The 26,932-nt window shown below is 30.9% G+C and carries 27 protein-coding genes; 9 read left to right on the top strand and 18 right to left on the bottom strand.

From position 1 onward, the window contains the following. Positions 1-71: 71 nt before the first annotated feature. On the bottom strand, positions 72-1,256 hold the full coding sequence (locus tag Q361_RS08115) for a cytochrome-c peroxidase (RefSeq protein WP_103726223.1): 1,185 nt from the start codon (positions 1,254-1,256) through the stop codon (positions 72-74). Positions 1,257-1,332: 76 nt separating this feature from the next. On the opposite strand from Q361_RS08115, the gene Q361_RS08110 reads away from it, so the two are divergent. Beyond that, positions 1,333-2,754: an ATP-dependent DNA helicase gene (locus tag Q361_RS08110; RefSeq protein ID WP_103726222.1), complete on the top strand. Its 1,422-nt coding sequence runs from the start codon at positions 1,333-1,335 to the stop codon at positions 2,752-2,754. Next, positions 2,738-3,415 carry a D-alanyl-D-alanine dipeptidase gene (ddpX, locus tag Q361_RS08105; protein ID WP_103726221.1) on the top strand — a complete coding sequence of 226 codons (678 nt, stop codon included), beginning with the start codon at positions 2,738-2,740 and terminating at the stop codon, positions 3,413-3,415. The genes Q361_RS08110 and ddpX overlap by 17 nt, the downstream gene beginning before the upstream one ends. On the opposite strand, the gene Q361_RS08100 is transcribed toward ddpX, so the two are convergent. From Q361_RS08100 to tsaD, 7 genes are all read right to left on the bottom strand, one after another. Next, on the bottom strand, positions 3,412-4,587 hold the full coding sequence (locus tag Q361_RS08100; protein ID WP_103726220.1) for a class I SAM-dependent methyltransferase: 1,176 nt from the start codon (positions 4,585-4,587) through the stop codon (positions 3,412-3,414). The genes ddpX and Q361_RS08100 overlap by 4 nt on opposite strands. Beyond that, positions 4,587-5,678, bottom strand: a complete 1,092-nt coding sequence (locus tag Q361_RS08095; protein WP_103726219.1) for an AI-2E family transporter — start codon at positions 5,676-5,678, stop codon at positions 4,587-4,589. The genes Q361_RS08100 and Q361_RS08095 overlap by 1 nt, the downstream gene beginning before the upstream one ends. A gap of 76 nt (positions 5,679-5,754) precedes the next feature. Further along, on the bottom strand, positions 5,755-6,729 hold the full coding sequence (locus tag Q361_RS08090; RefSeq protein ID WP_103726218.1) for a zinc metalloprotease: 975 nt from the start codon (positions 6,727-6,729) through the stop codon (positions 5,755-5,757). Between the two features lie 90 nt (positions 6,730-6,819). Beyond that, entirely contained in the window at positions 6,820-7,467 is a 648-nt protein-coding gene (locus Q361_RS08085) for a DUF4159 domain-containing protein (RefSeq protein WP_103726217.1), read from the bottom strand. Positions 7,468-7,514: 47 nt separating this feature from the next. After that, positions 7,515-8,222, bottom strand: coding sequence for a 16S rRNA (uracil(1498)-N(3))-methyltransferase (locus tag Q361_RS08080; RefSeq protein ID WP_103726216.1), 708 nt, complete (start codon positions 8,220-8,222; stop codon positions 7,515-7,517). After that, positions 8,223-8,699: an ArsR/SmtB family transcription factor gene (locus Q361_RS08075; RefSeq protein ID WP_103726215.1), complete on the bottom strand. Its 477-nt coding sequence runs from the start codon at positions 8,697-8,699 to the stop codon at positions 8,223-8,225. Then, entirely contained in the window at positions 8,699-9,721 is a 1,023-nt protein-coding gene (gene tsaD, locus Q361_RS08070) for a tRNA (adenosine(37)-N6)-threonylcarbamoyltransferase complex transferase subunit TsaD (protein WP_103726214.1), read from the bottom strand. Before tsaD ends, Q361_RS08075 begins: the two co-directional genes overlap by 1 nt. Positions 9,722-9,823: 102 nt before the next feature. On the opposite strand from tsaD, the gene Q361_RS08065 reads away from it, so the two are divergent. The 4 genes from Q361_RS08065 (at position 9,824) to Q361_RS08050 (ending at position 17,396) form a co-directional block, all read left to right on the top strand. Further along, positions 9,824-14,257 (top strand): translocation/assembly module TamB domain-containing protein, encoded by a 4,434-nt coding sequence (locus Q361_RS08065; protein ID WP_245874621.1) that lies wholly within the window; start codon positions 9,824-9,826, stop codon positions 14,255-14,257. Between the two features lie 146 nt (positions 14,258-14,403). Then, a complete protein-coding gene (gene pfkA, locus Q361_RS08060; RefSeq protein ID WP_103726213.1) occupies positions 14,404-15,390 on the top strand; it encodes a 6-phosphofructokinase in 987 nt (328 codons plus the stop codon). Positions 15,391-15,465: 75 nt separating this feature from the next. After that, positions 15,466-16,473: a type I glyceraldehyde-3-phosphate dehydrogenase gene (gene gap / locus Q361_RS08055; RefSeq protein ID WP_103726212.1), complete on the top strand. Its 1,008-nt coding sequence runs from the start codon at positions 15,466-15,468 to the stop codon at positions 16,471-16,473. Between the two features lie 71 nt (positions 16,474-16,544). Beyond that, positions 16,545-17,396, top strand: a complete 852-nt coding sequence (locus Q361_RS08050) for an N-acetylglucosamine kinase (protein ID WP_103726211.1) — start codon at positions 16,545-16,547, stop codon at positions 17,394-17,396. A 117-nt stretch (positions 17,397-17,513) separates the two neighbouring features. Here Q361_RS08050 and Q361_RS08045 read toward each other — a convergent pair whose 3' ends face one another. The 6 genes from Q361_RS08045 to Q361_RS08020 form a co-directional block, all read right to left on the bottom strand. Beyond that, entirely contained in the window at positions 17,514-18,674 is a 1,161-nt protein-coding gene (locus Q361_RS08045; protein ID WP_103726210.1) for a hypothetical protein, read from the bottom strand. 176 nt (positions 18,675-18,850) lie between these two features. Further along, the gene (locus Q361_RS08040; protein WP_245874620.1) at positions 18,851-19,297 is read right to left on the bottom strand and encodes a sensor of ECF-type sigma factor; all 447 of its coding nucleotides are present in this window, start codon (positions 19,295-19,297) and stop codon (positions 18,851-18,853) included. Continuing rightward, positions 19,297-19,695, bottom strand: coding sequence for a hypothetical protein (locus Q361_RS08035; protein ID WP_103726209.1), 399 nt, complete (start codon positions 19,693-19,695; stop codon positions 19,297-19,299). The genes Q361_RS08040 and Q361_RS08035 overlap by 1 nt, the downstream gene beginning before the upstream one ends. Before the next feature lie 30 nt (positions 19,696-19,725). Then, entirely contained in the window at positions 19,726-20,268 is a 543-nt protein-coding gene (locus Q361_RS08030) for an RNA polymerase sigma factor (protein WP_103726208.1), read from the bottom strand. A gap of 45 nt (positions 20,269-20,313) precedes the next feature. Continuing rightward, positions 20,314-21,423 (bottom strand): hypothetical protein, encoded by a 1,110-nt coding sequence (locus Q361_RS08025; protein ID WP_146046993.1) that lies wholly within the window; start codon positions 21,421-21,423, stop codon positions 20,314-20,316. Between the two features lie 50 nt (positions 21,424-21,473). Then, entirely contained in the window at positions 21,474-21,662 is a 189-nt protein-coding gene (locus Q361_RS08020; protein ID WP_103726206.1) for a hypothetical protein, read from the bottom strand. Positions 21,663-21,728: 66 nt separating this feature from the next. On the opposite strand from Q361_RS08020, the gene Q361_RS08015 reads away from it, so the two are divergent. After that, positions 21,729-22,115, top strand: coding sequence for a pyrophosphohydrolase domain-containing protein (locus Q361_RS08015; RefSeq protein WP_103726205.1), 387 nt, complete (start codon positions 21,729-21,731; stop codon positions 22,113-22,115). Between the two features lie 6 nt (positions 22,116-22,121). After that, positions 22,122-22,736 (top strand): trimeric intracellular cation channel family protein, encoded by a 615-nt coding sequence (locus tag Q361_RS08010; RefSeq protein WP_103726204.1) that lies wholly within the window; start codon positions 22,122-22,124, stop codon positions 22,734-22,736. On the opposite strand, the gene Q361_RS08005 is transcribed toward Q361_RS08010, so the two are convergent. The 4 genes from Q361_RS08005 to Q361_RS07990 all read right to left on the bottom strand — a co-directional run bounded on the left by Q361_RS08005 (position 22,714) and on the right by Q361_RS07990 (position 24,837). Beyond that, entirely contained in the window at positions 22,714-23,286 is a 573-nt protein-coding gene (locus tag Q361_RS08005; protein ID WP_103726203.1) for a non-canonical purine NTP diphosphatase, read from the bottom strand. The genes Q361_RS08010 and Q361_RS08005 overlap by 23 nt on opposite strands. A gap of 134 nt (positions 23,287-23,420) precedes the next feature. Beyond that, on the bottom strand, positions 23,421-23,678 hold the full coding sequence (locus tag Q361_RS08000) for a DUF6952 family protein (RefSeq protein WP_103726202.1): 258 nt from the start codon (positions 23,676-23,678) through the stop codon (positions 23,421-23,423). 71 nt (positions 23,679-23,749) lie between these two features. Then, a complete protein-coding gene (locus Q361_RS07995) occupies positions 23,750-24,058 on the bottom strand; it encodes a thioredoxin family protein (RefSeq protein ID WP_103726201.1) in 309 nt (102 codons plus the stop codon). Positions 24,059-24,201: 143 nt separating this feature from the next. Beyond that, on the bottom strand, positions 24,202-24,837 hold the full coding sequence (locus Q361_RS07990) for a peroxiredoxin (protein WP_103726200.1): 636 nt from the start codon (positions 24,835-24,837) through the stop codon (positions 24,202-24,204). A gap of 179 nt (positions 24,838-25,016) precedes the next feature. Between Q361_RS07990 and Q361_RS07985 the strand changes: the two genes are divergently transcribed. Then, a complete protein-coding gene (locus Q361_RS07985) occupies positions 25,017-26,930 on the top strand; it encodes an amino acid permease (protein ID WP_103726199.1) in 1,914 nt (637 codons plus the stop codon). The last annotated feature ends 2 nt before the right edge of the window (positions 26,931-26,932 follow it).

Below are 26,932 nucleotides of genomic sequence, written 5' to 3'. Positions count from 1 at the left end.
AAAAAAACTATCATAAAGCAAAAGAGTTCGATACAATATCGAACTCTTTTAATATAAAATATAGTATTTCCTTAAAAAGGACTAGACCATTTTGGGTCAGTATATACAGCAGTACCTGTAAGTGTTTTCAAAAAAGCAATTACAGCATTTACTTCTGGTGCAGTAACATTAAGTTTTTGTCCAACTCCACCAGGCATTAATCTTGGGTCTAGATTGGTATTCCCTGGTGCAATATTAATAGTTCCATAATGCCCTATAGCTGTTTGCAAAGAGGTAATAACTCCAGTGTGCATTAATGGCCCGTTTAAGCTACCATCTGCTTTTACCAAATCTCTTAGTGAAGGTGCTTTTGTATTTGTAATATCAATTCCTCCACCAGCAATTGTACCAATTATACCATTATTTTTAGAGTTTGGATCAATATCAAACTCTGGTGCAGCATGACAACCAGCACAACCAAACCCGCCAGAAGTTCGAGTGCCTGTAGCATCAAAAACAGGTGGTGTTAAAAAGATATTTTTACCATTGTTTTCTTGTTGCGTAAAGTTTGGAAAAGGAGTCGCATCATTGGCTACTTGCGCTCGTCCAATATCGTATTTAGAATCAAAAGATTGAATGCTTCGCACAAATTGAGAAAGCGCATTTTGCATTCTAGCTTCGGTAATTTCTTCAGAACCATACACAAATTTGAATAATTCTTTATAATAACCTATTGCACTCAATTTCGTAATTAAATCGGTTATAGACTGATCGCCATTTGCACCACTATAGCCCATTTCATTATGATCTTTTATAGGCATAGTGCTTTGAGTTTCCAAATTGGCAGCTCTTTCATTCCAGAAATATTTTCCTTCGTTGCCAAAACGATTGTTTATCAACCTCATAGAATGTCTACCTGTTGTACCATTAACCCCAATACTAGCTACTGCTGTATCGCCAAAAGCATTACTTTGTAAATGACAGCTAGCACAAGAAATAGTATTGTTTGAAGATAAGTTTTTGTCGTAAAAAAGCACTCTTCCCAAAGTAGCTCCTGCATTGGTAATAGTAGAACCTACAGCATTATTTTTGGTAATATAAGCAGGAACTGTTTGATTGGCATAATTATACAAATTATTCAAATCTATTTTAGAGCCAAAAGTAGCCGTAACATTTGGATAAGTAGCTATTTCTTGATAATTACCATCATCTGAATTATTACATGATGAAAATAAAGCAAGTAGAGCAATGGGAATTAATTTCTTAAGGTTTTCCATAAAATATATTTTTGGTTTATTATTTTAGATGTTTCTTTTTGTAGTAACTTGTGCTAGGTTTTAAAAAAAAATATTTTTGAAAAATACTAATTTTTTATCGATACTGAAAAATAATTTTCCATTTCAAGCTACAAATGATCAAGACGTTTTTTTTTATAAAATATCAGATTTTGTTACAAACGAAAAATTCAATGAAATATTTATTCTAAAAGGATATGCTGGTACGGGTAAAACTACAATCATTTCTACACTAGTAAATCATTTAGTAGATGTAAAAAAGAAATATGTATTACTTGCACCTACAGGAAGAGCAGCTAAGGTAATTGCAAATTATTCGGGTAAGAATGCGTTTACAATTCATAAAAAAATATATTTTCCAAAAAAAATATCGGGCGGTGGAGTAGGTTTTATCAAACAACAAAACAAACATAAAGATACGATTTTTATTGTAGATGAATCTTCTATGATTTCTGATGCAGATTCAGATTCTAAAATGTACCAAAACGGTTCTCTCTTAGATGATTTAATTTATTATGTGTATAATGGCACCAATTGCAAACTTATATTTATTGGCGATACGGCACAATTACCACCTGTAAATTTAGATATTTCGCCAGCATTAAATTCTGATACATTAGAGTTGCATTACGATTTAAAAACCGATGTTGTAGAGCTTACAGAAGTAATGCGTCAAGAAGAAAATTCTGGAATTTTACATAATGCTACACTAATTAGAAACGAAATGAAATCTAGTTTTATTACCGATTTTAAATTTCAGCTCAAAAAGTTTAAAGATATTGTAAAACTTACAGATGGATATGAAATTCAAGATGCCATAGAAGCAGCCTACAGTAATTATTCTATAGTAGATACTTGTTTTATTGTGCGTTCAAATAAACGAGCAAACCAGTATAATCAACAAATTAGATCTAAAATTTTAGGTAAAGAAAATCAACTAGCAACAGGAGATTTTTTAATGGTAGTAAAAAATAATTATTTTTGGTTAAAAGATACCGATGAAGCCAACTTTATAGCCAATGGTGATATTGTAGAAGTTTTAGAAATTTTTTCATTTAAAGAGTTATACGGATTTAGTTTTGCAAAGGTTAAAATACGAATGATTGATTATCCAAATCAAAAACCTTTTGAAACAGTATTGATTTTGAATACCTTAACCAGCGAGTCGCCTTCATTAACTTTTGAAGAAAGTAATGCATTGTATCAAGAAGTTATGCTTGATTATCAAGATGAGAAACCTGCTTATAAACGATTTCAAAAAGTAAAAGAGAATGAGTATTTTAATGCACTTCAAGTCAAATTTTCGTATACAATTACGTGTCATAAATCGCAAGGTGGGCAATGGAATACTGTGTTTATAGAACAACCCTATTTGCCCAATGGGATTGGTGTAGAATATTTAAGATGGCTTTATACTGCCTTAACTAGAGCAAAAAACAAGGTATATTTAATAGGATTTAAAGATGATTGGTTTGAGTAAATATGGCTTTATATTAATTTGTATTACACTTCTTATTTCTTGTAAATCTACAGAAGAATTTGGGTATACAAAATACGATTTAAAACAAAATTTTCTGTATGAAGATATTTCAGACACTACTTTTGTAGTATTACAAAAATACGATGCCAATTTTTTATACGATTTAAAATACGCTACCGAAGATAATTTTACAAAACAAAAAATTTACGATTGCGCCACTTGTCTTTTACGAAAAAAAGCTGCCGATTATTTAATAAAAGCCAACAAAGCTGCTAAGCAACAAGGCTATTATATTAAAATATTTGATTGTTATCGCCCTTTGGATGTGCAAAAAAAAATGTGGGAGCTAGTGCCCAATCCAGATTATGTTGCTAATCCTAAAAACGGTTCTGTACACAATAGAGGTTGCGCTGTAGATATTACACTAACAGACAAAAATAAAAACGATGTTGATATGGGCACTTCTTTCGATTATTTTGGAATAGAAGCATCGCACAATTATACAAAATTAGATTCTACCATTATAAAAAATAGAAAAACTTTAAAAAGTATAATGCAAGAAGCTAATTTTTCACCTCTCAATTCAGAGTGGTGGCATTATAATTTAAATGAAGGCACAAAGGAAAAAATATCCAATTTTAAATGGAATTGTGAGCCTTAGCATTTTTCGCAAAATATAATTTGCTTTCCTAATGAAGTGGTTGTAAAGAATAAGTAATTTTTTCCGCCCTCTCGAATTTTCCATTTCTTTCTGATGTTTTCTACAGTATCGGGAAAATTTCTAAAAGTAATGTTGTAGTTGGTATTTTGTAATTCTTTCATTGCTTTCTTAGAAAATTCTTCCACCTTTAAAACTAAAAACCGTCTTCCTAAAAAATCAATTTTATCGTTTGACGTATATAAATGAGAATGAAAGTGAAGTTTTTCTAAATTGTTTTTAACAGCCAAAATATCCATTCCACCCGATTTCATTACGGCTGTATTGGGTTCGTACAAATATTTTTTGGGCTCAGATAATGGCATTAGAACACTATCGCTTTCCAAAAAATTAAAGGTTTGAACACCTTGATTACTAATATTACAAGCAATAATTTTAGGTGTTTGGTTATAGTTTTTTTCTAATATCCATAGTAATTCTTTCATTTCATTTTGAACAGCTACACAATGAATTTCTTTTACATGATTTAACTCCTTTAAACCCGCTTGAATATCGAGTATAGGAGCCGTTTTTATCATAATACTTTTTGAAAAATCAAAATAAGTATCGAGTTGTTCAGGTACATTGGGTAAGCAATCTTTTAGCATAAAAACCTTACCTTTAGTATTATTTCTTCTCGAAGGATCAATATAAATCCAATCAAATTGAATAGTACTATTTTTTAAAAAATCTATACTATCGCCACAAAACGAACGGATATTTTTTATTTGTAATGTTTTCCAATTTTTCTTTACAATTTCAGATAATATTGGATTGAGTTCGCAATGATAAACATCGTCAAATTTTTTAGAAAAATAATAGTCGTCTACTCCAAATCCGCCTGTTAAATCTACGAGCGATTTTCCTGAAATTAAATCTGATTTATATTGAGCTGTAAGTTCTGAAGAGGTTTGCTCTATTGATATTTTTTCTGGATAAATAATTCCACTGCAATTAAACCAAGTTGGAAGTTTTTCTTTTGCTTTGTTTTTGGCAACAATTTGATTTACAATAGCTTTAAAATCAAGTATTTCAAACGGATTTTTAGACAAAGAAAGTTTATGAATATCTTTATCTAAATGAGCATTAATATAGTTTTGAACTTTCTCTTCAGCTAGTTTCTCAATAAATTTCATTAAATGCCTTTGGTAAAAAGTTGAATAAATTGATTTTCAGGAAAAAATTCTTTGAGTACTACTTTTATTACTGTAAGTAACGGTACTGCTATTATCATTCCAACTATCCCCATTAATAAACCACCAATTATGGTAATAATAAATACTTCTAGCGGGTGCATATTTACACTTTTTGAAGAGATAACCGTGTTTGAAACATTATTGTCTATTATTTGTACAATTGTAAAACCAATAAACACATATATGGCAGTAGGTATAGCTTCAGACTGAAAATTAGAACCCAATCCGCTTAATAAAATCAATACTGTAGTAAGAGCTGTAGAGATAAGTGGACCCAAATAAGGAATGATATTGAGTAATGCGCTTATTAAGGCTATGATAAAGGCATTTTCTACACCGAATATCAAGAGTACAATTAAATACATGACAAAAATAATAAGCGTTTGAAGTAACAAACCAATAAAATAACGTGATAATAAGGTGTTGGTTTTTTCTATAGAAGCCAAAATTTTATCTTCATGATCATCGGGCATCAACTTTTTAAAGATAGCTATAAAGTAAACTTTATCTTTTAGCATAAAAAACATAATAAATAATACTGATGCAAAACCAGCACCAAAACTGCTTAGTACATTTATTAATTCATTTATAAAATCGGTTACAACAGAAAAATTTATTTTAGAACTTACATTACTTTTTGATACTATACGATCTATGTTAATATTATAATGCTTAAACGTAGTATCGAGCTGATGGTAAAGTTCTTGTATGCTTTTTTGAAAATTTTTACTATCAAGAAAAGACATATTACTGCTCTGCGAAGTAATGAGAGGAACAAATAATAATAGCATTCCAATCATCAATAAAATAAATAAAATTAATGTTGTTGTAATGGCAATTGTATTGGAAAATTTTAGTTTTTTTCTAAAAAATTCCACTACCGGATTTGCAATAAGCGTCGTTAAAAAGGCAATAATGATGTAATATAGTACAGTTTGTATGGTGTATATAAAATAGCAACCAATCGATATAAGTACTAATATTCCTATAGCTCTAAGTAAGCCGTTGGCTATAATTTTCGAAGTAATCATAAGCTATTTTTTTGCTAAAATAAAAAAACTGCTTTAAAATTAATTAAAGCAGTTTAAATATTTTAGTTTTTAAATCTTAATTTCTAAAAGAAGCTCTTGCTCCACCTACGGCAAAAACAGCATCAATTCTAGCTTTTTGGCCTAAACTAAACATATACATACCTCTGTCGTCTGTATAGTCCATGTAGTTCATTGTCATTTCTACAGGTGTTCCAGAACAAGTACTGTAATGCGGATAAGTTGGAACGCCATAGTTAGCCGTATTGTGAGTAGGAGTATCAGCTACTAAATCTGAGCCACAAGTTGCATCGCCCCAAATATGACGTAAATTCATCCAGTGCCCAACTTCATGAGTAGCTGTTCTACCCAAATTGTACGGATATGTAGCTGTACCAACAGTTCCAAAATATTTAGAGTCAATTACAACACCATCTGTAGCAGAAGATCCTCCAGGAAATTGAGCATAACCCAAAATTCCACCTCCAATAGTTGCTACCCAAAGATTAAGTTTTGTAGTAGGTGATGTTGGAGCCAAACCACCTTGAGTTGTTTTTTTACAAGCATCTTTTGTGCCCCAAGAAGTTTTGGTTGTAGATTTACGAATTACTTGATCTAAAACAAAAGTGATTCCAACATTGGCTTTAACGGTTGAAAATAAAGCTGGAACTTGTGAAAAATCAGAATTTAACGCATTAAAATCTTTGTTTAACACGTCTATTTGCGATTGAATTTGAGCATCAGAAATATTCTCTGCCGCAGTTCTATATAATACATTTACCACTACAGGAATTTCAATTTTACCATTTACAAGTCTACTTAAATTGCTACCTCTATTGGCAATGTGATCTTGAGTAAATTGTTCAATTTGATTCATTTTAAGAGCTAGAGAAGGGTTTTCACGCAACTGCTCTTCTAATACATCCTGAGAAGCACAAGCCCTTTTTGATGCAACACCATTTGAGTTTTCTGGCGTTGATGAATTAGAATCTGTTTCTTTTTGACAAGAAAATAGCATCATGGCTAAAGATGCTGTTACTAATAATTTTTTCATAAAATAAATAGGTTAAATTTTGTTTAACAATTTTACGATAAAATTATATAATATACAAAAAAATGTTTAAAAATATATTTAATACACTATTTAGTTGTTAAAAATGTAGTAAAGTATATTAGCTCCCATTTTTAAAGCTTTTTCACGTACTTCTTTTGGATCATTGTGCACATCAGGATCTTCCCAACCGTCTCCCAAATCGCATTCATAAGTATAAAGTAGTACTAATCGATTGTTTTCAAACACACCAAAAGCCTGTGGTCTTTTATTGTCGTGTAGGTGAATTTTTGGCAACCCATTTGCAAACGTATATGGTTTTTGAAATATAGGATGAGTAGCGGGTATTTCTACTAAATCATTATTTGGAAATATTTTTTTTATTTCTTTTCTAATATATTCATCCATGCCATAGTTATCATCTATATGCAAAAAACCTCCCGAAAGCAAGTAATTTCTTAAATTGTTTACATCGCCAGAACTAAAAACCACATTGCCGTGACCTGTCATGTGAATAAAAGGATATGAAAAAATATCAGGATTACCTGGTTCTACAGTTGCAGGTTTTAATTTTATTTTGGTTTTTATGTTTTGATTGGCATATTTAATTAAATTGGGCAACGAGGTAGGGTTGGCGTACCAATCACCGCCACCGCTGTATTTTAATAAAGCAATTTCTTGTGCAGAAGTTATGGTTATACTAAAAATAAAAAATAGAACTAAATATTTTGTTACTTTCATAAAGAGCAATGTGTTAGCTTAATGGGTATAATTTCTTACAAATATACTTACTTTTCATTTAATAATTGTACCGTATGGCACGCTACTACAGCAGCGGTTTCTGTGCGTAATCTTGTATTTCCTAAACTAACTGGAGTATAATTTTGCTGCAACGCTTGTTGGATTTCTTTAGCAGAAAAATCTCCTTCAGGGCCAATTAAAATTAAAACATCTTGATTTTGTACTAATGAATTTTTTAATGATTTTTTATCATCTTCAGCACAATGAGCTATAAATTTTTGACCTTCGAAGTTTTTACTAACAAATTGCTGAAACGAAATAGGCTCATTAATTTTTGGTAAAAACAATTGATTGGATTGTTTCATTGCCGATACTAGTATTTTTTCAAATCGCTCTAGGTTAATTACTTTTCTTTCAGATTGATTACAAAAAATAGGTGTAATTTCTTGTATTCCAATTTCTGTAGCTTTCTCCAAAAACCATTCGTAACGGTCATTCATTTTTGTAGGAGCAACCGCCAAGTGCAGATGGAATTCTGGCTCACTCTGTTGGGTGTGTTCAACTATAGAAACGGTGCAACGGCTATCTGAAGCAATTGTTATACAAGTTTCAAATAAGTAGCCTAAACCATTTGTAATAAATATTTTATCTTGTTCTTTTTTACGTAATACTTTAATAATATGTTTGCTTTCTTCTTTGGAAAAAGTAAACTGGTTATTGTGTATATTTATTTGATTAGTATAAAATAATTGCATTTAGTTTTTTAATTTATTTGAAAAGCTAAACTTATGATTGTAACTCTTTAAAGCAGGATTTGCTATTCTATTTTTAGGTTTTACCGCTTGAACAAAAATATCGTTAATAATTCCAATAGATTTCTTTTTTAAAGATTTTTTTTGAATGGGTTCAAAAGAATTACTTTCTTGAGCTTTCTTTAGAAAGTCATTTAAGAATAAAGAGGTGTGTGTTAGGGAGTCTTTTTTTAGAAAAAAAATAGTCTTTTTCCCGTCAAATATCTCACCAATAAGTTCTGTTTTTTTTAACTCTATCAAATGTTTTGATACTGTAGATTGCGATAGAGGTAGCAACGAAACAATTTCTCCACAAGAAGCGCTCTTTTTTTCTAATAAAATATGCAATACTTGCAATCGGGCAGGATGTGCAATCGACTTAAAAGTATCGGCAATTTGATTTACATTGCTATCAAACGACTTTTTTTTAGAAGTTCCCATTACATTTCTATTCTTGCTTTTGATGTTATATTGTTTTTGCTAAATTTTTGTGCTAAAAAATTATGGTAAGCTACAATACCAATCATAGCTGCATTATCTGTAGTATATTCAAATTTAGGAATAAATGTTTTCCAACCATATTTTGTTTGTGCTTCTAGTAATGTTTTTCGAATACCCGAATTTGCCGAAACACCGCCACCTACAGCAATTTGTTTTATTCCTGTTTGTGCTACAGCAAGCTTTAATTTTTCTATAAGAATATCAATAATAATTTGTTGAATAGAGGCACAAATATTGGCTAAATTTTCATCTACAAATGATTTGTTTTCGGCTGTATTTTTTTGAATAAAATACATAATTTGCGTTTTTAAGCCTGAAAAACTAAAATCCAAACCATCTACTTTGGGTTTTGTAAATTTATATGCTTTTGGATTTCCGTTTTGAGCATATTTGTCTATTAATGGACCACCTGGATAGGGCAGTCCCATAATTTTAGCCGATTTGTCAAAGGCTTCGCCAACAGCATCATCAGTAGTTTCTCCAATAACTTCCATATCAAAAAAGCTACTAACTTTTACAATTTGTGTATGACCACCAGAGATTGTGAGTGCTAAAAAAGGGAATTCAGGTTTGTCATAGCCTTCTTCATCAATAAAATGAGCCAAAATATGAGCATGCATATGGTTTACGGCAATAAGCGGAATATTTAATGCCATAGCCATAGATTTTGCAAACGAAGTCCCAACCAATAAAGAACCCATAAGTCCTGGACCTTGTGTAAAGCCAATAGCATCTAACTGATTAATAGATATATTAGCTTTTTTTAAAGCCACATCTACTACAGGTACGATATTTTGTTGATGTGCTCTAGAGGCAAGTTCTGGAACCACTCCGCCATACTCTTCATGTATACTTTGCCTTGCCACAACATTAGACAATACTTTGCTGTTTTTCAATACAGCAGCAGCAGTATCATCGCACGAACTCTCGATAGCAAGAATAAATGTATCTTTGGTTTGCATTGGGCACAATTTTTGAACTATATTTGGCAAAAATAATATATTCGGGTTATAAAAACTGTCAGAAAAATACTATTTCGTACTATTTTAGTACTTATTATTTTATTGCTACTGATTGCAATAGCTCTTTCTTTGCCTGTTGTACAAACAAAAATTGCTCATTACGCTACAGAAAAAATCAATAAAGATTTTGGTACAGACATATCTGTAGATCAGGTAGCTATTACCGTTTTTGGTAGTGTAAAGCTCAAAAAAGTAATGATAAAAGATAAGCATAAAGACACGCTTATTTATGCCAAACGTATCAATACTAGTATTTTAGATTTCAATAAATTAATTAATGGTCAGTTACTATTTGGCGCAATGCGAGCCGACGGCATGACTGTTATTGTTAAAACGTACAAAGGCGAAAAAGATTCAAGTTTAGATGAATTTATTGCAGCTTTTGACGATGGAAAGCCTTCAAGTGGTAAATTTTTAATGACTTCCAAAAAAATCAATATTTCAGACAGTCGTTTTATGGAAATAGACGAAAATAGAGAAGTTCCTCTCGATGTTGATTTTACAAAACTTAATGCCGTTCTTACCAATTTTAAAATTAAAGGGCCAAACGTAACAACTCAAATCAACGAAATGTCTTTTAAAGACCACAGAGGCATGGAAGTAGAGAGTTTAGCATCGCATTTTACATATACCAAACAAAATATTCGTTTAGAAAAATTAGACTTTAAAACCAAATATTCCAATTTTAATGGAGATGTTATCTTAAAATATGACAGAAAAGATTTCGCCGATTTTAACAATAAAGTAGTTTTTGATATCAATACCAATTCTGCACTCATTTCGTCTACAGATATTAAATATTTTTGGAAAGAAATGGGTAAAGACCAAGAGTTTAAGTTTAGCGGAAAAGTAGATGGAACACTCAATGATTTTTTTGCAAAAAATTTAAAACTTACCGATAATCATTCAATAATAGAAGGCGATGTACGTTTTAAAAACCTTTTTGCAAAACCCAATCAGGGTGATTTTTACATGAAAGGCTCGTTTAAAAAGGTATCTTCTAGTTATGAAAAACTTACCGCCTTACTGCCAAATGTATTGGGTAAAAAGTTACCAACTTCTTTAAGAAAAATAGGTCAGTTTAATTTGATAGGAGATGCCGAAGTAACCACAAAAGCAATTGATGCTGTATTTGACTTAGAAACAAAACTAGGTAATGTAAGTTCAGATTTATCTATAAAAAATTTAGACAACATCGATAAGGCAATTTACAATGGTAACATTACATTAACTCAATTTGATTTAGGAACTTTTTTAAACAAAAAAGAAATAGGCAAAGTAACTCTTGATGTTGCTGTAGACGGAAAAGGTTTTGTAGAAAAATATTTAGACACAAAATTTTCTGGAGAAATTTCTAGCGCTACATACAATGGCTATACCTATCAAAATATTATAGCAAACGGAAGTTTTAAAAAGCCTTATTTTAAAGGTAAAGTAAACATTAATGATCCAAATTTATTCTTAGATTTTAATGGGACCGTAAACTTAAATAAACGAAATAAAATATATGATTTTCATGCCAAAGTAGATTATGCAAATCTAAAAAAGCTTGGTTTTATGAATGATGCTGTTTCGGTTTTTAGAGGTGTAATTGATAGTAACTTAAGCGGGAGTAATTTAAACAATATGAAAGGTACGGTAGCATTAACAAATGCTTCCTATCAAAATCAAAAAGACACTTATTTTTTTGATGAAGTTACACTCAGTTCCCAATTTGGATTGGACAACGAGCGTACCATAACTCTACTATCTCCCGATGCTATAAATGGTTCTATAAAAGGTAAATTTGATTACAATCAAATAGAAAAAATGGTAATGAATTCGTTGGGAAGTTTATATTCAAACTATAAACCCGATGCAATACGAAAAGGGCAATATATAAAATTTAATTTTTCAGATTTCAACAAAATTGTTGAGATACTAAACCCTAAAATATCATTAGACGAAAACGCTGTTATTCAGGGTTCTATAAATGGAGACGACAACGATTTTAAATTTAATTTTAACGCAAAATACCTTGACGGATTTGATGTTCATCTAGACAATGTACAAGTAAGTTTAGATAATAAAAACCCGTTATACAATACATATATTGAACTCGATAGCATTAAAACAAAGTATTACAAAATAAGAGACTTTTCGTTAATTAATGCCACTTCAAATGACACCTTAAATTTTAGAACTGAGTTTAAAGGAGGCGAAAGCGGTAATGATTTTTACAATATCAATGCATACCATACTATAGATAAGCAAAGAAAAAGTGTAGTTGGAATTAGAAAATCGGAAATGATGTTTAAAGATTTTCTTTGGTATATAAATGAAAAAGAAAGTGCAGATAACCGAATTATATTTGACAAATCGTTCAAAGAGTTTGAATTTGGTAATATAATAGTTTCTCACGAAAATCAAAAAATGCAATTGAATGGTACAATAAATGGTACTAAAAATAAAGATTTGCATTTAAATTTTGAAGAAGTAAACTTAAACAAAATTACTCCCGATATTCAAGAGTTTGTATTTGACGGTAAACTCAATGGCGATGTATATTTAAAACAAAATAACAATATTTATCAACCAACAGCTTCGCTGGAAATTAAAGATTTAATTGTTAATGATAATAGTTTAGGCAATTTAAATTTGGATATAGAAGGCGATAATTCATTCAAAAAATTTGATGTTGAAGCAAGTGTCGAAAATGAAAATTTCAAATCATTAACAGCCGAAGGTAATTTTCAAATAGTAGAAAACGATACCAAACTAGACTTAAACTTAAACTTTCAACGTTTTAATTTAGGTATTTTGGCAAAATTAGGAGGCGACGTTCTTAGTAATATAAGAGGCTATGTATCGGGCGATGCCAAAATTAATGGTAGCGTAAGTAATGTAAATTACAGTGGCAAATTACTGGTTGATGATGCAGGAATGACTATTCCGTATCTTAATGTAGACTATGCGGTACGAAACAATTCGGTAGTACGAGTAACACAAAATAGTTTTATTATAGAACCAACAAAATTGTTTGATACAAAATTTAATACAGAAGGCGACTTAAAAGGAATTATTAAACACAAACAATTTGGCAATTGGCAATTAGATTTAGATTTATCATCCAATAAAATACTCGCACTAAATACCAAAGATAGCGAAGATGCAGCCTATTTTGGTGTAGCTTTTATCGATGGAGAAGCAAGAATTTCAGGTCCTACCAATGCATTAGTCATAGATGTAAATGCAGAGTCTAAAGAGGGAACTTCTGTAAAAATTCCTATAAACAATGCAGATGCGGTTTCTGATAACGACTACATTCATTTTGTTACTAAAAATGAAAAAAATAACATTCCTGACCCAAAAGTAATTAAAGAACTTAATTACAATGGGTTGCAAATGAATTTCGAGTTCAAAATAACGCCAGAAGCAGATATAGAAGTTATTTTGGATAGAGAATCTGGACATGGTATGAAAGGAAATGGTAAAGGTACAATGCTTTTTAGAATTAATACCTTGGGAGATTTAAATATGTGGGGAGATTTTGCTGTATACAAAGGCGAATATAACTTTAGATATGGAGGTTTAATCAATAAAAAATTCAAAGTTTCACCAAGTAGTTATATTGCATGGGAAGGAAATCCGTATAATGCCATATTAAATTTAGAGGCTATATACAATACCAATGCCAACCCAGGTGTATTGCTAGACAACACATCTGTAAACCAAAAAACACCTGTAGATGTTGTTATTGGTGTAAAGGGAACACTTACCAATCCCGAACCCGATTTTAATATTAATTTTCCAAATGTTAGTTCGGTTATGAAAGCAGAAATAGAAACAAAATTAGCCGATAAAGATACCCGATCTAAGCAAGCTATATTTTTGCTTTCTACAGGAAGTTTTTTAAGTGCCGAAGGTCTGTCGCAAGCGCAATATTCTAACTTTGCTTTTGAAACGGCAGGCTCTATTTTGGGTAAACTATTCAACGACGACTCTGGAAATATGCAAATAGACTTGAATTATTTTCAAGCAGATAAAAGCGCTATAAATCCTAACGATGGTAGGGTAGTGGCCACTATTTCTACAAAAGTTAGTGATAGAATAACCATAAACGGAAAAGTTGGAGTACCTGTAGGAGGCTTAAATGAATCTACAATCGTGGGTAATTTTGAATTAAAATATAGAGTAAATGAAGATGGAACTCTTAATTTAAGAGTCTTTAATAGAGAAAATGACATTACGTATTTAGGGCAAGGCGTGGGGTATACACAAGGTCTAGGGGTGTCATATCAAGTAGATTTTGATACGTTTAAAGAGTTGGTAAACAAAATTTTTACCAAAACAAAAATCGACAAAGTACCAACCGAAAATAAATCAGAAGAAAATGAAAAACTTCCTGATTATATCAAAATGAAAACACCTTCAAACAAGAATAAAGAAAGTAATACTACTACTCCAAACAAAGAAGCTGTTAAAACAGAAGAATAACCTTTATTCTACAAAACCACTTTTCTTAAAAATATTAAAACTTATCAACGAAAACGATTGAATTTTGTTGTATTGTTAATATCGTTAAAAATAGCTATAATTTATTGCGAAATCTTTAGTAAATTTGAACATAATTAGTAATGATTATGAGCAAAAGAATTAAAAAAATAGGCGTACTTACCTCTGGAGGAGATTCTCCTGGTATGAATGCAGCCATTCGTTCGGTAGTGCGTGCCTGTGCGTATTACAATGTTGAATGCGTAGGTATTTACAGAGGCTATCAAGGCATGATAGAAGGCGATTTTGAAAATATGGGACCAAGATCGGTAAATAATATTGTAAATAAAGGAGGTACTATATTAAAATCTGCCCGATCAAAAGATTTTATGACGCCCGAAGGAAGAGCAAAGGCTCACGAAAATTTGGTTGAATACGGGGTAAATGCTCTGGTTGTCATAGGAGGAGATGGTTCGTTTACAGGAGCAGAAGTATTTAATAAAGAATATAAATTTCCAGTTATAGGAATTCCTGGAACTATTGATAACGATATTTTTGGAACAAGCCACACACTTGGTTTTGATACTGCCTTAAATACAGTGGTCGAAGCAATAGACAAAATACGAGATACTGCAAGTTCGCATAATAGATTATTTCTTGTAGAAGTTATGGGGCGTGATGCAGGACATATAGCTCTCAATGCAGGAATAGGTGCAGGAGCCGAAGAAATATTGATTCCCGAAGAAGATTTAGGTTTAGAACGTTTACTAGAATCGCTAAGAAAAAGCAAACTATCTGGCAAATCATCTAGTATTGTAGTAATAGCAGAAGGCGATAAAATTGGTAAAAATGTATTTGAACTAAAAGATTATATCGAAGAAAATCAGCCAGAATACGACATTCGAGTTTCTGTATTAGGTCATATGCAACGCGGTGGTTCTCCTTCTTGTTTTGATAGAGTTTTAGCTTCAAGATTGGGTGTAAAAGCAGTAGAATCAATACTTGAAGGAAAGTCAAACTACATGGTTGGTATGCTAAATGATAAAGTATGTTTAACACCATTAGACCAAGCTATTAAAGGACACTCTCAAATAGATCAAGAATTACTTCGAGTTTCTGATATAATGACAACTTAATTAAGAATTAAATTATCATTATTAAGAAGCAACAAATAACAATCACATTTAAAAAATAAATAAAAATTTAAAAAAATGTCTAAAATAAAATTAGGAATTAACGGATTTGGAAGAATTGGAAGAATCGTTTTTAGAGAATCTTTCAATAGAGATAATGTAGAAGTAGTAGCTATTAATGACTTGCTTGAAGTAGAACATTTAGCTTATTTACTTAAATACGACTCTGTGCATGGTCGTTTTAACGGAAAAGTAGAAGTAAAAGACGGACAACTTTATGTTAATGATAAATTTATTCGTGTAACGGCCGAAAAAGACCCTACACTTATCAAATGGGATGATGAAAAAGTAGATGTAGATGTAGTAGCAGAATGCACAGGTATATTTACCACTTTAGAAAAAGCACAAGCTCATATTACAGGCGGTGCAAAAAAAGTAGTTATTTCAGCTCCATCTGCAGATGCTCCAATGTTTGTTATGGGAGTTAATCATACCAAAGCTACTGCTGCCGATACTATTGTTTCAAATGCCTCTTGTACTACAAACTGTTTAGCCCCATTGGCAAAAGTAATTCATGATAATTTCGGAATTGTAGAAGGTCTTATGACTACTGTTCACGCAACTACAGCTACACAACTTACTGTAGATGGTCCTTCAAAAAAAGATTTTCGTGGCGGTAGAGCAGCTCTTTTAAATATTATTCCTGCTTCTACAGGTGCTGCAAAAGCAGTAGGCAAAGTAATTCCAGAGCTAAACGGAAAACTTACAGGTATGTCTATGCGTGTACCAACAGCCGATGTATCTGCAGTAGACTTAACTGTAAAACTTGCTAAAGAAACGAGCTATGAAGAAATTATGGCTGTTTTGAAAAAAGCATCAGAAAATGAACTTAAAGGAATATTAGGATATACAGAAGACGATGTTGTTTCGCAAGATTTTATATCAGACTCTCGTACTTCTATCGTTGATGCCAAAGCAGGTATTGGTCTAAACTCTACTTTTTTCAAAATTGTATCTTGGTACGATAACGAATATGGCTACTCTAGTAAATTGATTGACTTAGCGGTACACGTAGGAAATTTATAAAAATCTAACAAATAGAGAGAAAAGACAATACACATTATTTCTTTTCTCTTTATTTTTTTATATAGTTAAAAATGAAACTACTCGTAGATAGTGGCTCTACCAAAGCCGATTGGATTGCCATAGATGATAACGGCAAAGTATTATTTACAACCCAAACGCTCGGTTTAAACCCAGAAGTGTTAGACAAAGAGGAAATAATAAATAGACTTGAAGATAAGTTTGATATTTCGCACAACAAAGATAAAGCCACCCATTTATTTTTTTATGGAGCAGGTTGTGGAACAGATAGAATGAAAAATTTTCTTACCGAAGTTTTCTCAGATTATTTCTCTCAAGCAAAAGTAGTTGTGCACGAAGATACCTATGCAGCAGTGTATGCTACAACTCCAAAAGACGAACAAGCGATTGTATGTATACTTGGAACAGGTTCAAATTGTAGTTATTTTGATGGCACAATACTTCACCAAAAAGTACAATCTTTGGGGTATATTGCTATGGATGATTGTTCGGGTAATCGTTTTGGAAGACACTTATTAAGAGGGTATTATTTTAATAAAATGCCAAAAGAAATGGCATTGGAGTTTGAAGAAGAATACAATCTAGATGCAGATTTTGTAAAAAATAATTTGTACAAAGAGCCCAATCCGAATGCGTATTTGGCTCGTTTTGCAAAATTTTTAATCAAACATAAAGATACTGATTTTTGCAAAAAATATATTTATGCAGAAATGGAAGACTTTGTTGAAAATTACATCAAACAATTTGATAACCACAACTCTGTAGCAGTACACTTTGTTGGTTCTATATCATTTTACTTAAAAGATGAACTTACCGAAGTTTTAAGTAAACATAATATTAAAATTGGTAATGTATTAAGACGACCAATAGATGGGCTTATTGCTTATCATATTTTAAATAAATAAAATCATATAGATATAACGGAAATTCTATTTTAAATAGTTTCTAAACTATACTAGAAAAAAGGGTTTAACTTTTACATTAAGTCAAACCCTTTTGTTTTTAATAATTTTATTAGAATATTATCTTCTTCTACCACCTCCATTAAAAGAACCACCTCTTCCACTTCCACCAAAATTTCTTCCGCTAGATTGACTTTCTGTTCTTACAGATTCATTTCTGCTTCCGCCACCCATATTCATAGTTCTTGGCGTGTTATTTCTTGGTTGTTCTATTCTAGGATTTTCGTTTCGTACGGCTCTAGGTTGTTCTTTTCTTGGGCTCTCATTTCTTATTTCTCTTGGTTGCTCATCTCGCACTCTTGGATTTTCCGTTCTTGGAGTGGAATTTTCCAATCGAACACTGCTAGATTCGCTAGAGTTATTTCTTGGAGATAATTCTCTTGTTGAAGTATTTTCTCTTGGTTCAAAAGTTCTTTCACCTCTTGTATTTGCATTTAGTACTCTAGTTTCTCTACCAGATTGAAAAGCAACATCTCTAGTTGTTCTTCTTTGGTCTAGTTCGTATCGATTAGCATATCCATTATTTCTGCTTTCAAAAGAACGGTTTGGATACTGTCTTTCATAAGCATTTGCTCGTCTTCCATAATACACATTATATGCATCTTGACATCTTCTAGTATGAACATAATTGTAGTGGTGATTTAAATTGATGCACAAACCTATATGATGGCGGTATCTAAATACAGGAAATGGTGTCCAAACGTAATAATGAGTAGGATAGTAGCCCCAATACCATCTAGAATAATAAGGTCTGTAATAATTTACCCAAAATGTATTGTATATTACAGGAACATGAACATAAACAGGCTCATAAATATAATTTCTACCATATAAATAAACATCGCCTACTACTTGAATTTGTACTCTATTATCTCTATCTTTTTGAACTTCTATAGTAGCGACATCTTGGTATAGATCTTTCCCAAGTACCGATTGTAATACAATAATATGTGTGTTTCCTTCAATGTTTTCTATAACTCTTAAATAATCTACCTGATTATCGTTGTTTAAATCTAGGTTTGATATTTGTTGTTTCGGATCGTTTATTTTATATTCAAAATCTTCTAAGTCTTTTGAATCTCCAAATATAGAAGCAATAGCTCTAAGGTCGAGGTTATCACTTATTTCTGAGCTTGTAGCTGTTACTGTAGTTTTGTCTTGTGCAAATGATAGTAAAGAACAAGCTACAAAAAAAACGGAATAAAATATTTTTGTTTTCATAATGATGATTTTTAGAATTGATAATAAGCGCTTGTAGTGCAAAATTCAATTAGTATGCCAAAAATGGGTTTTTAAGATTTTTTTAAGATACTTAATCTAATTTTAAGATTTTAAATTTAAAAAGTGCTCACAGTATGAGCACTTTTTATGAAGTTCAATCTAATTATAATCAAAAGTTACCTTTTGTTATCTCGTATTTGCTGTAAAAGTTTTTTACTAAATTTATCTTCAGCTCTTTTTAGTTTTATAATTTTGGATGCTGGCAACACATTTTTTAGGCTAGCTATAAATTTTTTTCTTAATTGAAACAATTCTTCTTCAGCGGTTTCCATTTGAACCAATAAACTTGCAGCATCTTTTTCAGATAAATTTTCAGCATCTGATCGATCAATATAGTTTTTTAGTTTTTGTTTTCTAATATCGTTTTGCTTTTTTTCAAACTCATTAAATAAAGGCCAAAATTTTTCTGCTTCGGCAGTAGTCAAATCCAATTCGTTTGTTATAAAAGCTACTTTCAACGATTTTACTTCTTCTTTTTTTTGTGCCAATCGACCTCTTTGAGACCAAGTATTAAAAGAAACTAATATTATAAATAAGAATGTTATATTTTTTAGTATTTTCATTAGTCTAATAGTATTTGTTCCACATTAGTGTTTTCTAAATATTCGTTTACAACTTCTTTATCGGGTTGTAATTCTTTTTTTAATTGATTGATGTCATTATCATTTAATAATTCTACTAAATCATCTTGCGAAATGGTAGATTGCTCTGTGATATAGTTTTCAATTTCGGTGTTTTGTTTTGTGTTTTTATAGTATTGATAAGCAAATGGCGTTATAATTATAAATGCAATACAAGCGGCTAGCCAATAGAAATGTTTTTGTAAAGAAATAACTTTAGTAGTAGGTTTTTTACTCAATTCTATTTCTTGTACCATTTTTGCGCTAAAATTTTCAAAATAATTTTCTGGCGCTCGAAATCCCGATTTTATTTTTGGAATGTTAAATTCTTCTTGACTCATATTTGTAAGACTTTATTTTATAAAAAAGGTTTAATTGGTTTTTAAAAAATCTTCTATTTTTTTTACTGCCAAATGATACGAAGCTTTTAAAGCTCCAACAGATGTTGAAAGCATCTCAGATATTTCTTCATATTTAAGTTCTTCAAAATATTTTAACTTAAATACAAGTTGTTGTTTTTCGGGAAGTTGAGCTATAGCTTTTTGTAGTTGTATTTGAATTTCTGTACCTTCAAAATAAGTATCTGCTTTTAAATTGTTTACTGCATTTTGCAAAACTTCTTCAGTAGAAACCGTATTTTGTTTTGCTTTTTTTTGAAGAAATGTAAGCGCTTCATTGGTTGCTATGCGAAACATCCATGAATAGAGTTTGCTTTCTTCTTTAAAACTATGTATATTTTTAAATATTTTTATAAACGTATTTTGAAGTACATCATCGGTATCATCATGATTGATAACAATTGTTCGGATATGATAATATAAACTACGTTGGTATTGTTGCACTAGAAATTTGAAGCCCTCATTTTGAGTCTTCTCGTTGCGTAATAAATGAAGTAACTCTTTATCTTCCAACAATAGTATTTTTATATTAGACTACTAAAGAGTAAAAAGGTTTAATTGTTAATTTGGAGTTGTTGGTATTTGTGTTGATACAGATGGTGTAGGTATACTTACTTTGGTAGAGTCGGAAACTACAGGTTTTCTATATACTTTCTTTTTGGTATATATCGGAATTAGTATTTCTGTTTCCCAATCTGCTGGGTTTTTCGTGTCTTTTCTCCCTTTTTGGAATACTTCTGTAATGAGTTCAGAGCCATTTCGTACTAATTTGTTTTTTGCAATAAATGTATAACCCTTATTCCATGCTTTTTGTGTATGTGCATAATCGCCTTTTAGTATAACTGATAATGCTTGATAGGGTTTACGCTCGCCAGAGGTTATTTCTCCACCAGGCATAATTGCAATACTGTCTTTAACGGGAATACAAATATTCAATCCTATAATATCATTTTCTCTATCAAACTTAGTGTATTGAACAAAAGGTTTGCCGTTTGCTGTAAAATTATTTTTGGAGAAATATTGTTCGAGTTTAGGTAATAAAACACGAATATTTTTTTGAATATCTTTCTCTCTCGAAAACATAGATTTTTTAATATAAAAAGTAGCAGGTACAGTAACAACGCCTTTTATATTTATTGAAAATGTGTTTAGTTCTTTGTCTATTAATCTATTTAAGTTAATGATAGATTCGTCTAAAACATCGCCTGCAGAGGTACTCACACCACCTTTAAAAAAAGCGATAACTTTGGTCATAAAATCAAGTTTACCTTTTGTATGCCACATTACTAGAGTTCCACCAGTAGTATCTTTAACTTTCCATGAAACAAACGATTTTTGTTCGTTGTTTACCATAGTTTGTGCAATAGAATCGTTAAATTTGGCATATATAGTTTTAACATTTCCTGTATGTTTTCCTTTCCAAGAACATTGAGCACCAATACCTCCGGTTTTGCTATTTATAGTAAATTGTAAAGGTTTTTCTATGGAATTCCACGATACAAAATTTTCCCATTGAGAATAATCATTTAAATATCCGTACACAATATTTTTTTGAGATTTTACCAATCTACTGCCGTGTACATCAAAAGAAGCGTTTTGCGTAGCAATATATACTGCAAGTCCTATAGCAAAAAGGAGCAACATTAAAAGCAAATATTTGATAATTCTCATAAAATAGTATTTTGTGTGGTAAAAATATATTTTTTTTAACAAAAAAAGAATTAATGTTTTAAAAATACTTTAATTGCAAATAAAAATACAATAAATACGATGAAACCAAGTAATACTTTATAATTTCCTTTATAAAACATCACATGCATATTTTTATCTTTTTTATAAGAAAAAATCATAGCTACTACAAAAGCTATAAAGAATAGTACGCCAAAAATAATTTGTCCTTTAGTAAACATTTTGTCTTTATTTTTTGCAAAAATAGTTAATATTTGCAGTATATAACTTTATATATGCTCTATGTTATGGAAAAACAACTTAATGCAGTAAAAAAATTCCACGAAATCTATCAATTGGGCTATCAAAATACTCCAAAAGCAAAAATTGGATTAGATAAAATAAAACTTCGGTATGAATTATTAAAAGAAGAAAACGAAGAATATTTAGAAGCTGCTCACAATGGAGATTTGGTAGAAGTAGCAGATGCTTTGGGCGATTTATTGTATATATTGTGTGGCACTATTATTGAGCACGGGTTACAGCATAAAATAGAAGAAGTTTTTGACGAAATACAGCGTAGTAATATGAGTAAACTGGACGAAAATGGAAAGCCAATATATAGGGAAGATGGTAAAGTTTTAAAAGGCCCAAATTACTTTAAACCAAATATTAAAGCAATTTTAGAAAAATAATATGTCATGTTTGAATATCTAGACATTATTGGTACTCTTGTATTTGCAATTTCTGGAGCGCTTACAGCCATTTACAAAAAAATGGATTTGTTTGGCGTATATGTTATAGCGTTTGTAACAGCTTTGGGTGGAGGAACTCTGCGCGATATACTAATTGGGCAAACTCCAGTAGGGTGGATGCATCATACCCAATATATTTATATCATTACAGCAGGTTTTTTTCTATCGATATTGTTTAATCGTTATTTGGATAAGTTAAGAAAATCACTTTTTTTGTTTGATACAATTGGTTTAGGCGTTTTTACACTTATTGGTATAGAAAAAGGGTTACAGCATGAATTAAGTCCTATGATATGTATTGTTTTAGGAACATTAACCGCTAGTTTTGGTGGTGTAATTCGCGATATATTATGCAATGAAATTCCTGTATTGTTTCACAAAGAAATTTATGCAACTTTATGTATTGTAGGTGGTATTCTGTTTTTTTTACTTCAAAAAACTTCTATTTCCAAAGAAATGCTTTATATCTGTACTAGTGGTTTTATTATATTATTTAGGCTTGTTGCTGTAAAGTATAACTGGAGTTTACCCGCAGGAACTATTTTTGTAAAAAAGTCGTAAGTTTTTGTACTGCTATAGCTCGATGACTTATTTTTGATTTTTCTTCTAATGACATTTCTGCAAACGTTTTGTTGTAATTATCTGGTACAAATATTGGATCGTAACCAAAGCCATTAGTACCACGCATTTCAGAAATAATAGTACCAAATACTTTTCCTTCAAAATAATGCATTTGATTATCAATATTTAAACAAATAACGGTTTTAAAATTAGCACTTCTATTGGGAATATTTTCCAATTTTTGTAAAACTTTATCTATGTTATTTTGGTCATTTTTTGGAATACCAGCATAGCGAGCCGAAAATACTCCGGGTTCACCATGTAGCGCTTCTATTTCTAGCCCAGAATCGTCTGCAAAACAATTTAAATTATATTTTTTAGCTATGTAAATTGCTTTTAGGTAAGCATTTTCTTCTATTGTAGAACCAGTTTCTGGAATATCTTCATAACAACCTATATCTGATAAACTTAGTATTTTAAAATTTTTAGGCACTAAATTTTGTATTTCAATAATTTTATTCTGATTGTTCGAAGCAAATACTAAATCCATGTTTTTGAAAATATTATATTGATGTTGGATATATGAAAATAAAAAGAGAAGTGTTGTAAAGTACCTAATAGACAACCTATAAGACTTTACAATAAAAATAAATTGAGACTGAAAATCTCAATTTATTTTAAAATTTATTTATCAATAGAACCTAATACACGCTTCATAAAATCGTTGAGAGCGGTTTTTTTGTCTTTACCTTCCTTAATCATTTTGTGTACTTCTAATGCGCCGTACATATTAGAAATAAGCTCTCCAATAACGTCTAACTCTTCTTCTTTAAGCGATTCTAGTTCAGTAAGATTTTCCAGCACCTCGATTGTTTCTATCAAATAGTCAGCATCATTATTTTCTATAAATTGCTGAAGGTGTTTTATTACGGGTAGTTTCATAATTTATTTTTTATAAAAGTATAAGTTTTTTCTTGTATTTAAATAAACTTTATACTTAAAATACAGCGTGTTTAAACTACTTCATTAACCAATTCGGTTAGTACTTCAGCTTTGTTGGTTTGTGCTTGGTTTACCAACACTCCGTTTTTAAAAGTAGCAAAAGTAGGTAAATTGTCTACTTTGGCTAATTTTCTAGATTCTGGAAACTGTTCTGCATCAACTATTAGAAAAGGAATATTTTCGTGTTGAGCTGCCAAAACTTTAAATTTAGGTTTCATAATACGACAATTACCACACCATGAAGCAGCATATTGAACTACTACAACTTCGTTTTGAGCCACTATTTCTGCTAGATTGTCTTTTTCTATTTCTGTAAACATAGTTTTAAAATTTCAAAATTCAACTTCAATTTCAAAATTCAAATTTTCAACGCAAAAATTTGAAAAATAAAACAAACCTTTTTGTGTTTTAATTAATGATATTGAAGTTGATTTTTGTTATAATAATTAATTTTTGAATCGAATTAGTGCGAAGCTAAGTAAGAAGCTGTACTATTTCTATCAGCATTCATAGCATCTTTACCTTTTTCCCAGTTTGCCGGACAAACTTCACCGTTTGTTTGTACGTGTGTGTACGCATCAATCAAACGTAAATATTCTTGTACATTTCTACCAAGAGGCATATCATTTACGCTTTCGTGGAATATTTTTCCAGTTTCATCAATTAGATAAGTTGCTCTAAATGTTACATTAGATCCTTCTAAAATTTCATCATTCATAGCCTCGTCATAAACCCATTCTGAGTCTAGAATATCCAATGCAGCCGACAAATTACGAGTTGTATCTGCCAAAATTGGATAGGTAACACCTTCTATTCCTCCTGCATTTTTTGGAGTGTTTAACCATGCAAAGTGTACTTCGTTTGTGTCGCAAGAAGCACCAATAACCATAGTGTTTCTTGATTCAAATTCTTGTAATGCAGCTTGAAAAGCATGCAATTCTGTTGGGCATACAAACGTAAAATCTTTTGGATACCAAAACAATAATACTTTTTTGTTGTTTTTTGTTGCTTCTTCAAGCACATTAATTCTTAAATTATCTCCCATAAAAGAGATTGCATCAACAGTAATGTTTGGGAATTTTTTTCCTACTAAAGCCATATTTATTAGTTTAAGTTATTATTTTTAATACTACAAAGGTAGCGCAGAATTGGTGTTTTAGCTATTATTTTTAATTATATAAATTTATTTTAGTATAGATTATGCTTATTAAAAATAAAACTTTCAAAATTTATAAAAAACAAACACTATATTTGTTTTTGAAGTAAAATTAAAATTCAATGAATTTTTCCAACCTATTTAGAAAAAAGACTGTTCAGGATATATTAAATCAAGTTTCTAAAAATGATTCCGACGGGCATCAAGCTCTAGGAAAACATCTTACATCCAAAGATTTAACAGCCTTTGGAATTGCTGCTATTATTGGCGCAGGAATTTTTAGTACTATAGGTAAGGCAAGTGCCGATGGCGGGCCTGCGGTTATTTTCTTGTTTATTTTTACAGCTATTGCATGTAGTTTTGCGGCATTTGCTTATGCAGAATTTGCATCTATGGTTCCTGTTTCGGGTAGTGCCTATACGTATTCATACGTTGCTTTTGGCGAAATTATAGCTTGGATTATTGGTTGGGCATTAATTATGGAATATGCCATCGGAAATATTACGGTAGCGATTTCTTGGAGCGATTATTTTACAGGATTGCTAGAAAGCGGTGGTATTCATTTACCACAATGGGTTCAAATGGATTATTTAACCGCTTCAAACGGCTTTAAAGAAGCTACAGCACTTATGAATAGCGGTAAAACCTTTGCCAATTTACCCGAAAGTTTACAATTTGCATATACTGCATGGACAACTTCGCCTCAAATGGGTGCGTTTCATTTTGTAGCCGATTTACCAGCTTTGTTAATCATTATTATTATTACTTATTTGGTCTATAGAGGCATGAAAGAATCTCGAAATGCAAGTAATCTAATGGTTGTTGTAAAGCTTTGTATTATATTACTGGTTATAGCCGTGGGGATTTTTTATGTTGATGTTGATAACTGGCACCCATTTGCCCCAAATGGAGTAGGTGGTATATTAAAAGGAGTATCAGCAGTTTTCTTTGCTTATATTGGTTTTGACGCTATTTCAACCACAGCCGAAGAATGTAAAAACCCACAACGTGATTTACCCAAAGGTATGATGTGGGCAATAATAATTTGTACTGTTTTGTATGTTATTATTGCTTTGGTACTAACAGGTATGGTAAAATATTCAGATTTGAATGTGGGCGATCCATTAGCTTTTGTATTTGATAAATTAAACTTAAAATGGATGTCTGGAATTATAGCTGTAAGTGCTGTTGTAGCTATGGCAAGTGTGTTACTTGTTTTTCAAATGGGACAACCTCGTATTTGGATGAGTATGAGTAGAGATGGATTATTGCCCAAACGCTATGCTAGAGTACATCCAAAGTACAAAACGCCTTCTTATGCTACGATTGTAACAGGGTTTGTAGTGGCAGTACCGGCATTGTTTTTAAACCTTACTATGGTAACAGACTTGTGTAGTATAGGTACACTTTTTGCTTTTGTATTGGTATGTGCTGGCGTTTTGGTTTTGCAAAATAAACCCAATATTCCTAGAGGTAAATTTAAAACTCCTTACATAAACTCAAAATATATATTGCCCGTTGCTTTGTTAGTAGGGGTTTTGGTTTCTTTTACTTATTTTAAAAAAGAAACTTACGCCTTTATTAGCAATGAGAAACAAGTGCGAACACCATCTGAAATAATCAATAATTTGAATGAAAGCGAAATTAAAGCGCTACATAGTTATTTGGTTCCTCAAGAAAAAAATACGCTTGATGATATGGAAATGCTTTTGAGTAAATTGGTAGATAATGAAACTTACGAAAGTGTAATTACAAAAGCTCCTTTAGACGAAAATAAAATTTTTGAATCTGGATTTGCATTGTTTAAACATAAAATTCCTATGTGGATTTTTCTTATCTCACTAATTGGATTAGTAATTTGGTCTTGGAAACAAAACTTATCATTAATACCGTTATTAGGATTGATAAGTTGTTTGTATATGATGGCACAACTTACTATTTGGAACTGGATTTACTTTTTTGCTTGGTTACTTATTGGCTTAATTATTTATTTTAACTTTGGATACAAGAATAGTAAATTAGCAAAATCAACTTAAAA

It is taken from the genome of Flavobacterium croceum DSM 17960, from assembly GCF_002917885.1.
Classification (GTDB): Bacteria; Bacteroidota; Bacteroidia; order Flavobacteriales; family Flavobacteriaceae; genus Flavobacterium; species Flavobacterium croceum.
Note: the sequence above shows the minus strand (reverse complement) of the source record. Positions and strands in the feature narration are given on the sequence as shown.

What these genes read in the sequence shown, in the direction of transcription:
- Q361_RS08115 (WP_103726223.1), bottom strand. Translation starts at nt 1,256, where the DNA reads ATGGAAAACCTTAAGAAATTAATTCCCATTGCTCTACTTGCTTTATTT.
- ddpX (WP_103726221.1), top strand. Translation starts at nt 2,738, where the DNA reads ATGATTGGTTTGAGTAAATATGGCTTTATATTAATTTGTATTACACTT.
- Q361_RS08100 (WP_103726220.1), bottom strand. Translation starts at nt 4,587, where the DNA reads ATGAAATTTATTGAGAAACTAGCTGAAGAGAAAGTTCAAAACTATATT.
- Q361_RS08095 (WP_103726219.1), bottom strand. Translation starts at nt 5,678, where the DNA reads ATGATTACTTCGAAAATTATAGCCAACGGCTTACTTAGAGCTATAGGA.
- Q361_RS08090 (WP_103726218.1), bottom strand. Translation starts at nt 6,729, where the DNA reads ATGAAAAAATTATTAGTAACAGCATCTTTAGCCATGATGCTATTTTCT.
- Q361_RS08085 (WP_103726217.1), bottom strand. Translation starts at nt 7,467, where the DNA reads ATGAAAGTAACAAAATATTTAGTTCTATTTTTTATTTTTAGTATAACC.
- Q361_RS08080 (WP_103726216.1), bottom strand. Translation starts at nt 8,222, where the DNA reads ATGCAATTATTTTATACTAATCAAATAAATATACACAATAACCAGTTT.
- Q361_RS08075 (WP_103726215.1), bottom strand. Translation starts at nt 8,699, where the DNA reads ATGGGAACTTCTAAAAAAAAGTCGTTTGATAGCAATGTAAATCAAATT.
- tsaD (WP_103726214.1), bottom strand. Translation starts at nt 9,721, where the DNA reads ATGCAAACCAAAGATACATTTATTCTTGCTATCGAGAGTTCGTGCGAT.
- pfkA (WP_103726213.1), top strand. Translation starts at nt 14,404, where the DNA reads ATGAGCAAAAGAATTAAAAAAATAGGCGTACTTACCTCTGGAGGAGAT.
- gap (WP_103726212.1), top strand. Translation starts at nt 15,466, where the DNA reads ATGTCTAAAATAAAATTAGGAATTAACGGATTTGGAAGAATTGGAAGA.
- Q361_RS08050 (WP_103726211.1), top strand. Translation starts at nt 16,545, where the DNA reads ATGAAACTACTCGTAGATAGTGGCTCTACCAAAGCCGATTGGATTGCC.
- Q361_RS08045 (WP_103726210.1), bottom strand. Translation starts at nt 18,674, where the DNA reads ATGAAAACAAAAATATTTTATTCCGTTTTTTTTGTAGCTTGTTCTTTA.
- Q361_RS08040 (WP_245874620.1), bottom strand. Translation starts at nt 19,297, where the DNA reads ATGAAAATACTAAAAAATATAACATTCTTATTTATAATATTAGTTTCT.
- Q361_RS08035 (WP_103726209.1), bottom strand. Translation starts at nt 19,695, where the DNA reads ATGAGTCAAGAAGAATTTAACATTCCAAAAATAAAATCGGGATTTCGA.
- Q361_RS08025 (WP_146046993.1), bottom strand. Translation starts at nt 21,423, where the DNA reads ATGAGAATTATCAAATATTTGCTTTTAATGTTGCTCCTTTTTGCTATA.
- Q361_RS08020 (WP_103726206.1), bottom strand. Translation starts at nt 21,662, where the DNA reads ATGTTTACTAAAGGACAAATTATTTTTGGCGTACTATTCTTTATAGCT.
- Q361_RS08015 (WP_103726205.1), top strand. Translation starts at nt 21,729, where the DNA reads ATGGAAAAACAACTTAATGCAGTAAAAAAATTCCACGAAATCTATCAA.
- Q361_RS08010 (WP_103726204.1), top strand. Translation starts at nt 22,122, where the DNA reads ATGTTTGAATATCTAGACATTATTGGTACTCTTGTATTTGCAATTTCT.
- Q361_RS08005 (WP_103726203.1), bottom strand. Translation starts at nt 23,286, where the DNA reads ATGGATTTAGTATTTGCTTCGAACAATCAGAATAAAATTATTGAAATA.
- Q361_RS08000 (WP_103726202.1), bottom strand. Translation starts at nt 23,678, where the DNA reads ATGAAACTACCCGTAATAAAACACCTTCAGCAATTTATAGAAAATAAT.
- Q361_RS07995 (WP_103726201.1), bottom strand. Translation starts at nt 24,058, where the DNA reads ATGTTTACAGAAATAGAAAAAGACAATCTAGCAGAAATAGTGGCTCAA.
- Q361_RS07990 (WP_103726200.1), bottom strand. Translation starts at nt 24,837, where the DNA reads ATGGCTTTAGTAGGAAAAAAATTCCCAAACATTACTGTTGATGCAATC.
- Q361_RS07985 (WP_103726199.1), top strand. Translation starts at nt 25,017, where the DNA reads ATGAATTTTTCCAACCTATTTAGAAAAAAGACTGTTCAGGATATATTA.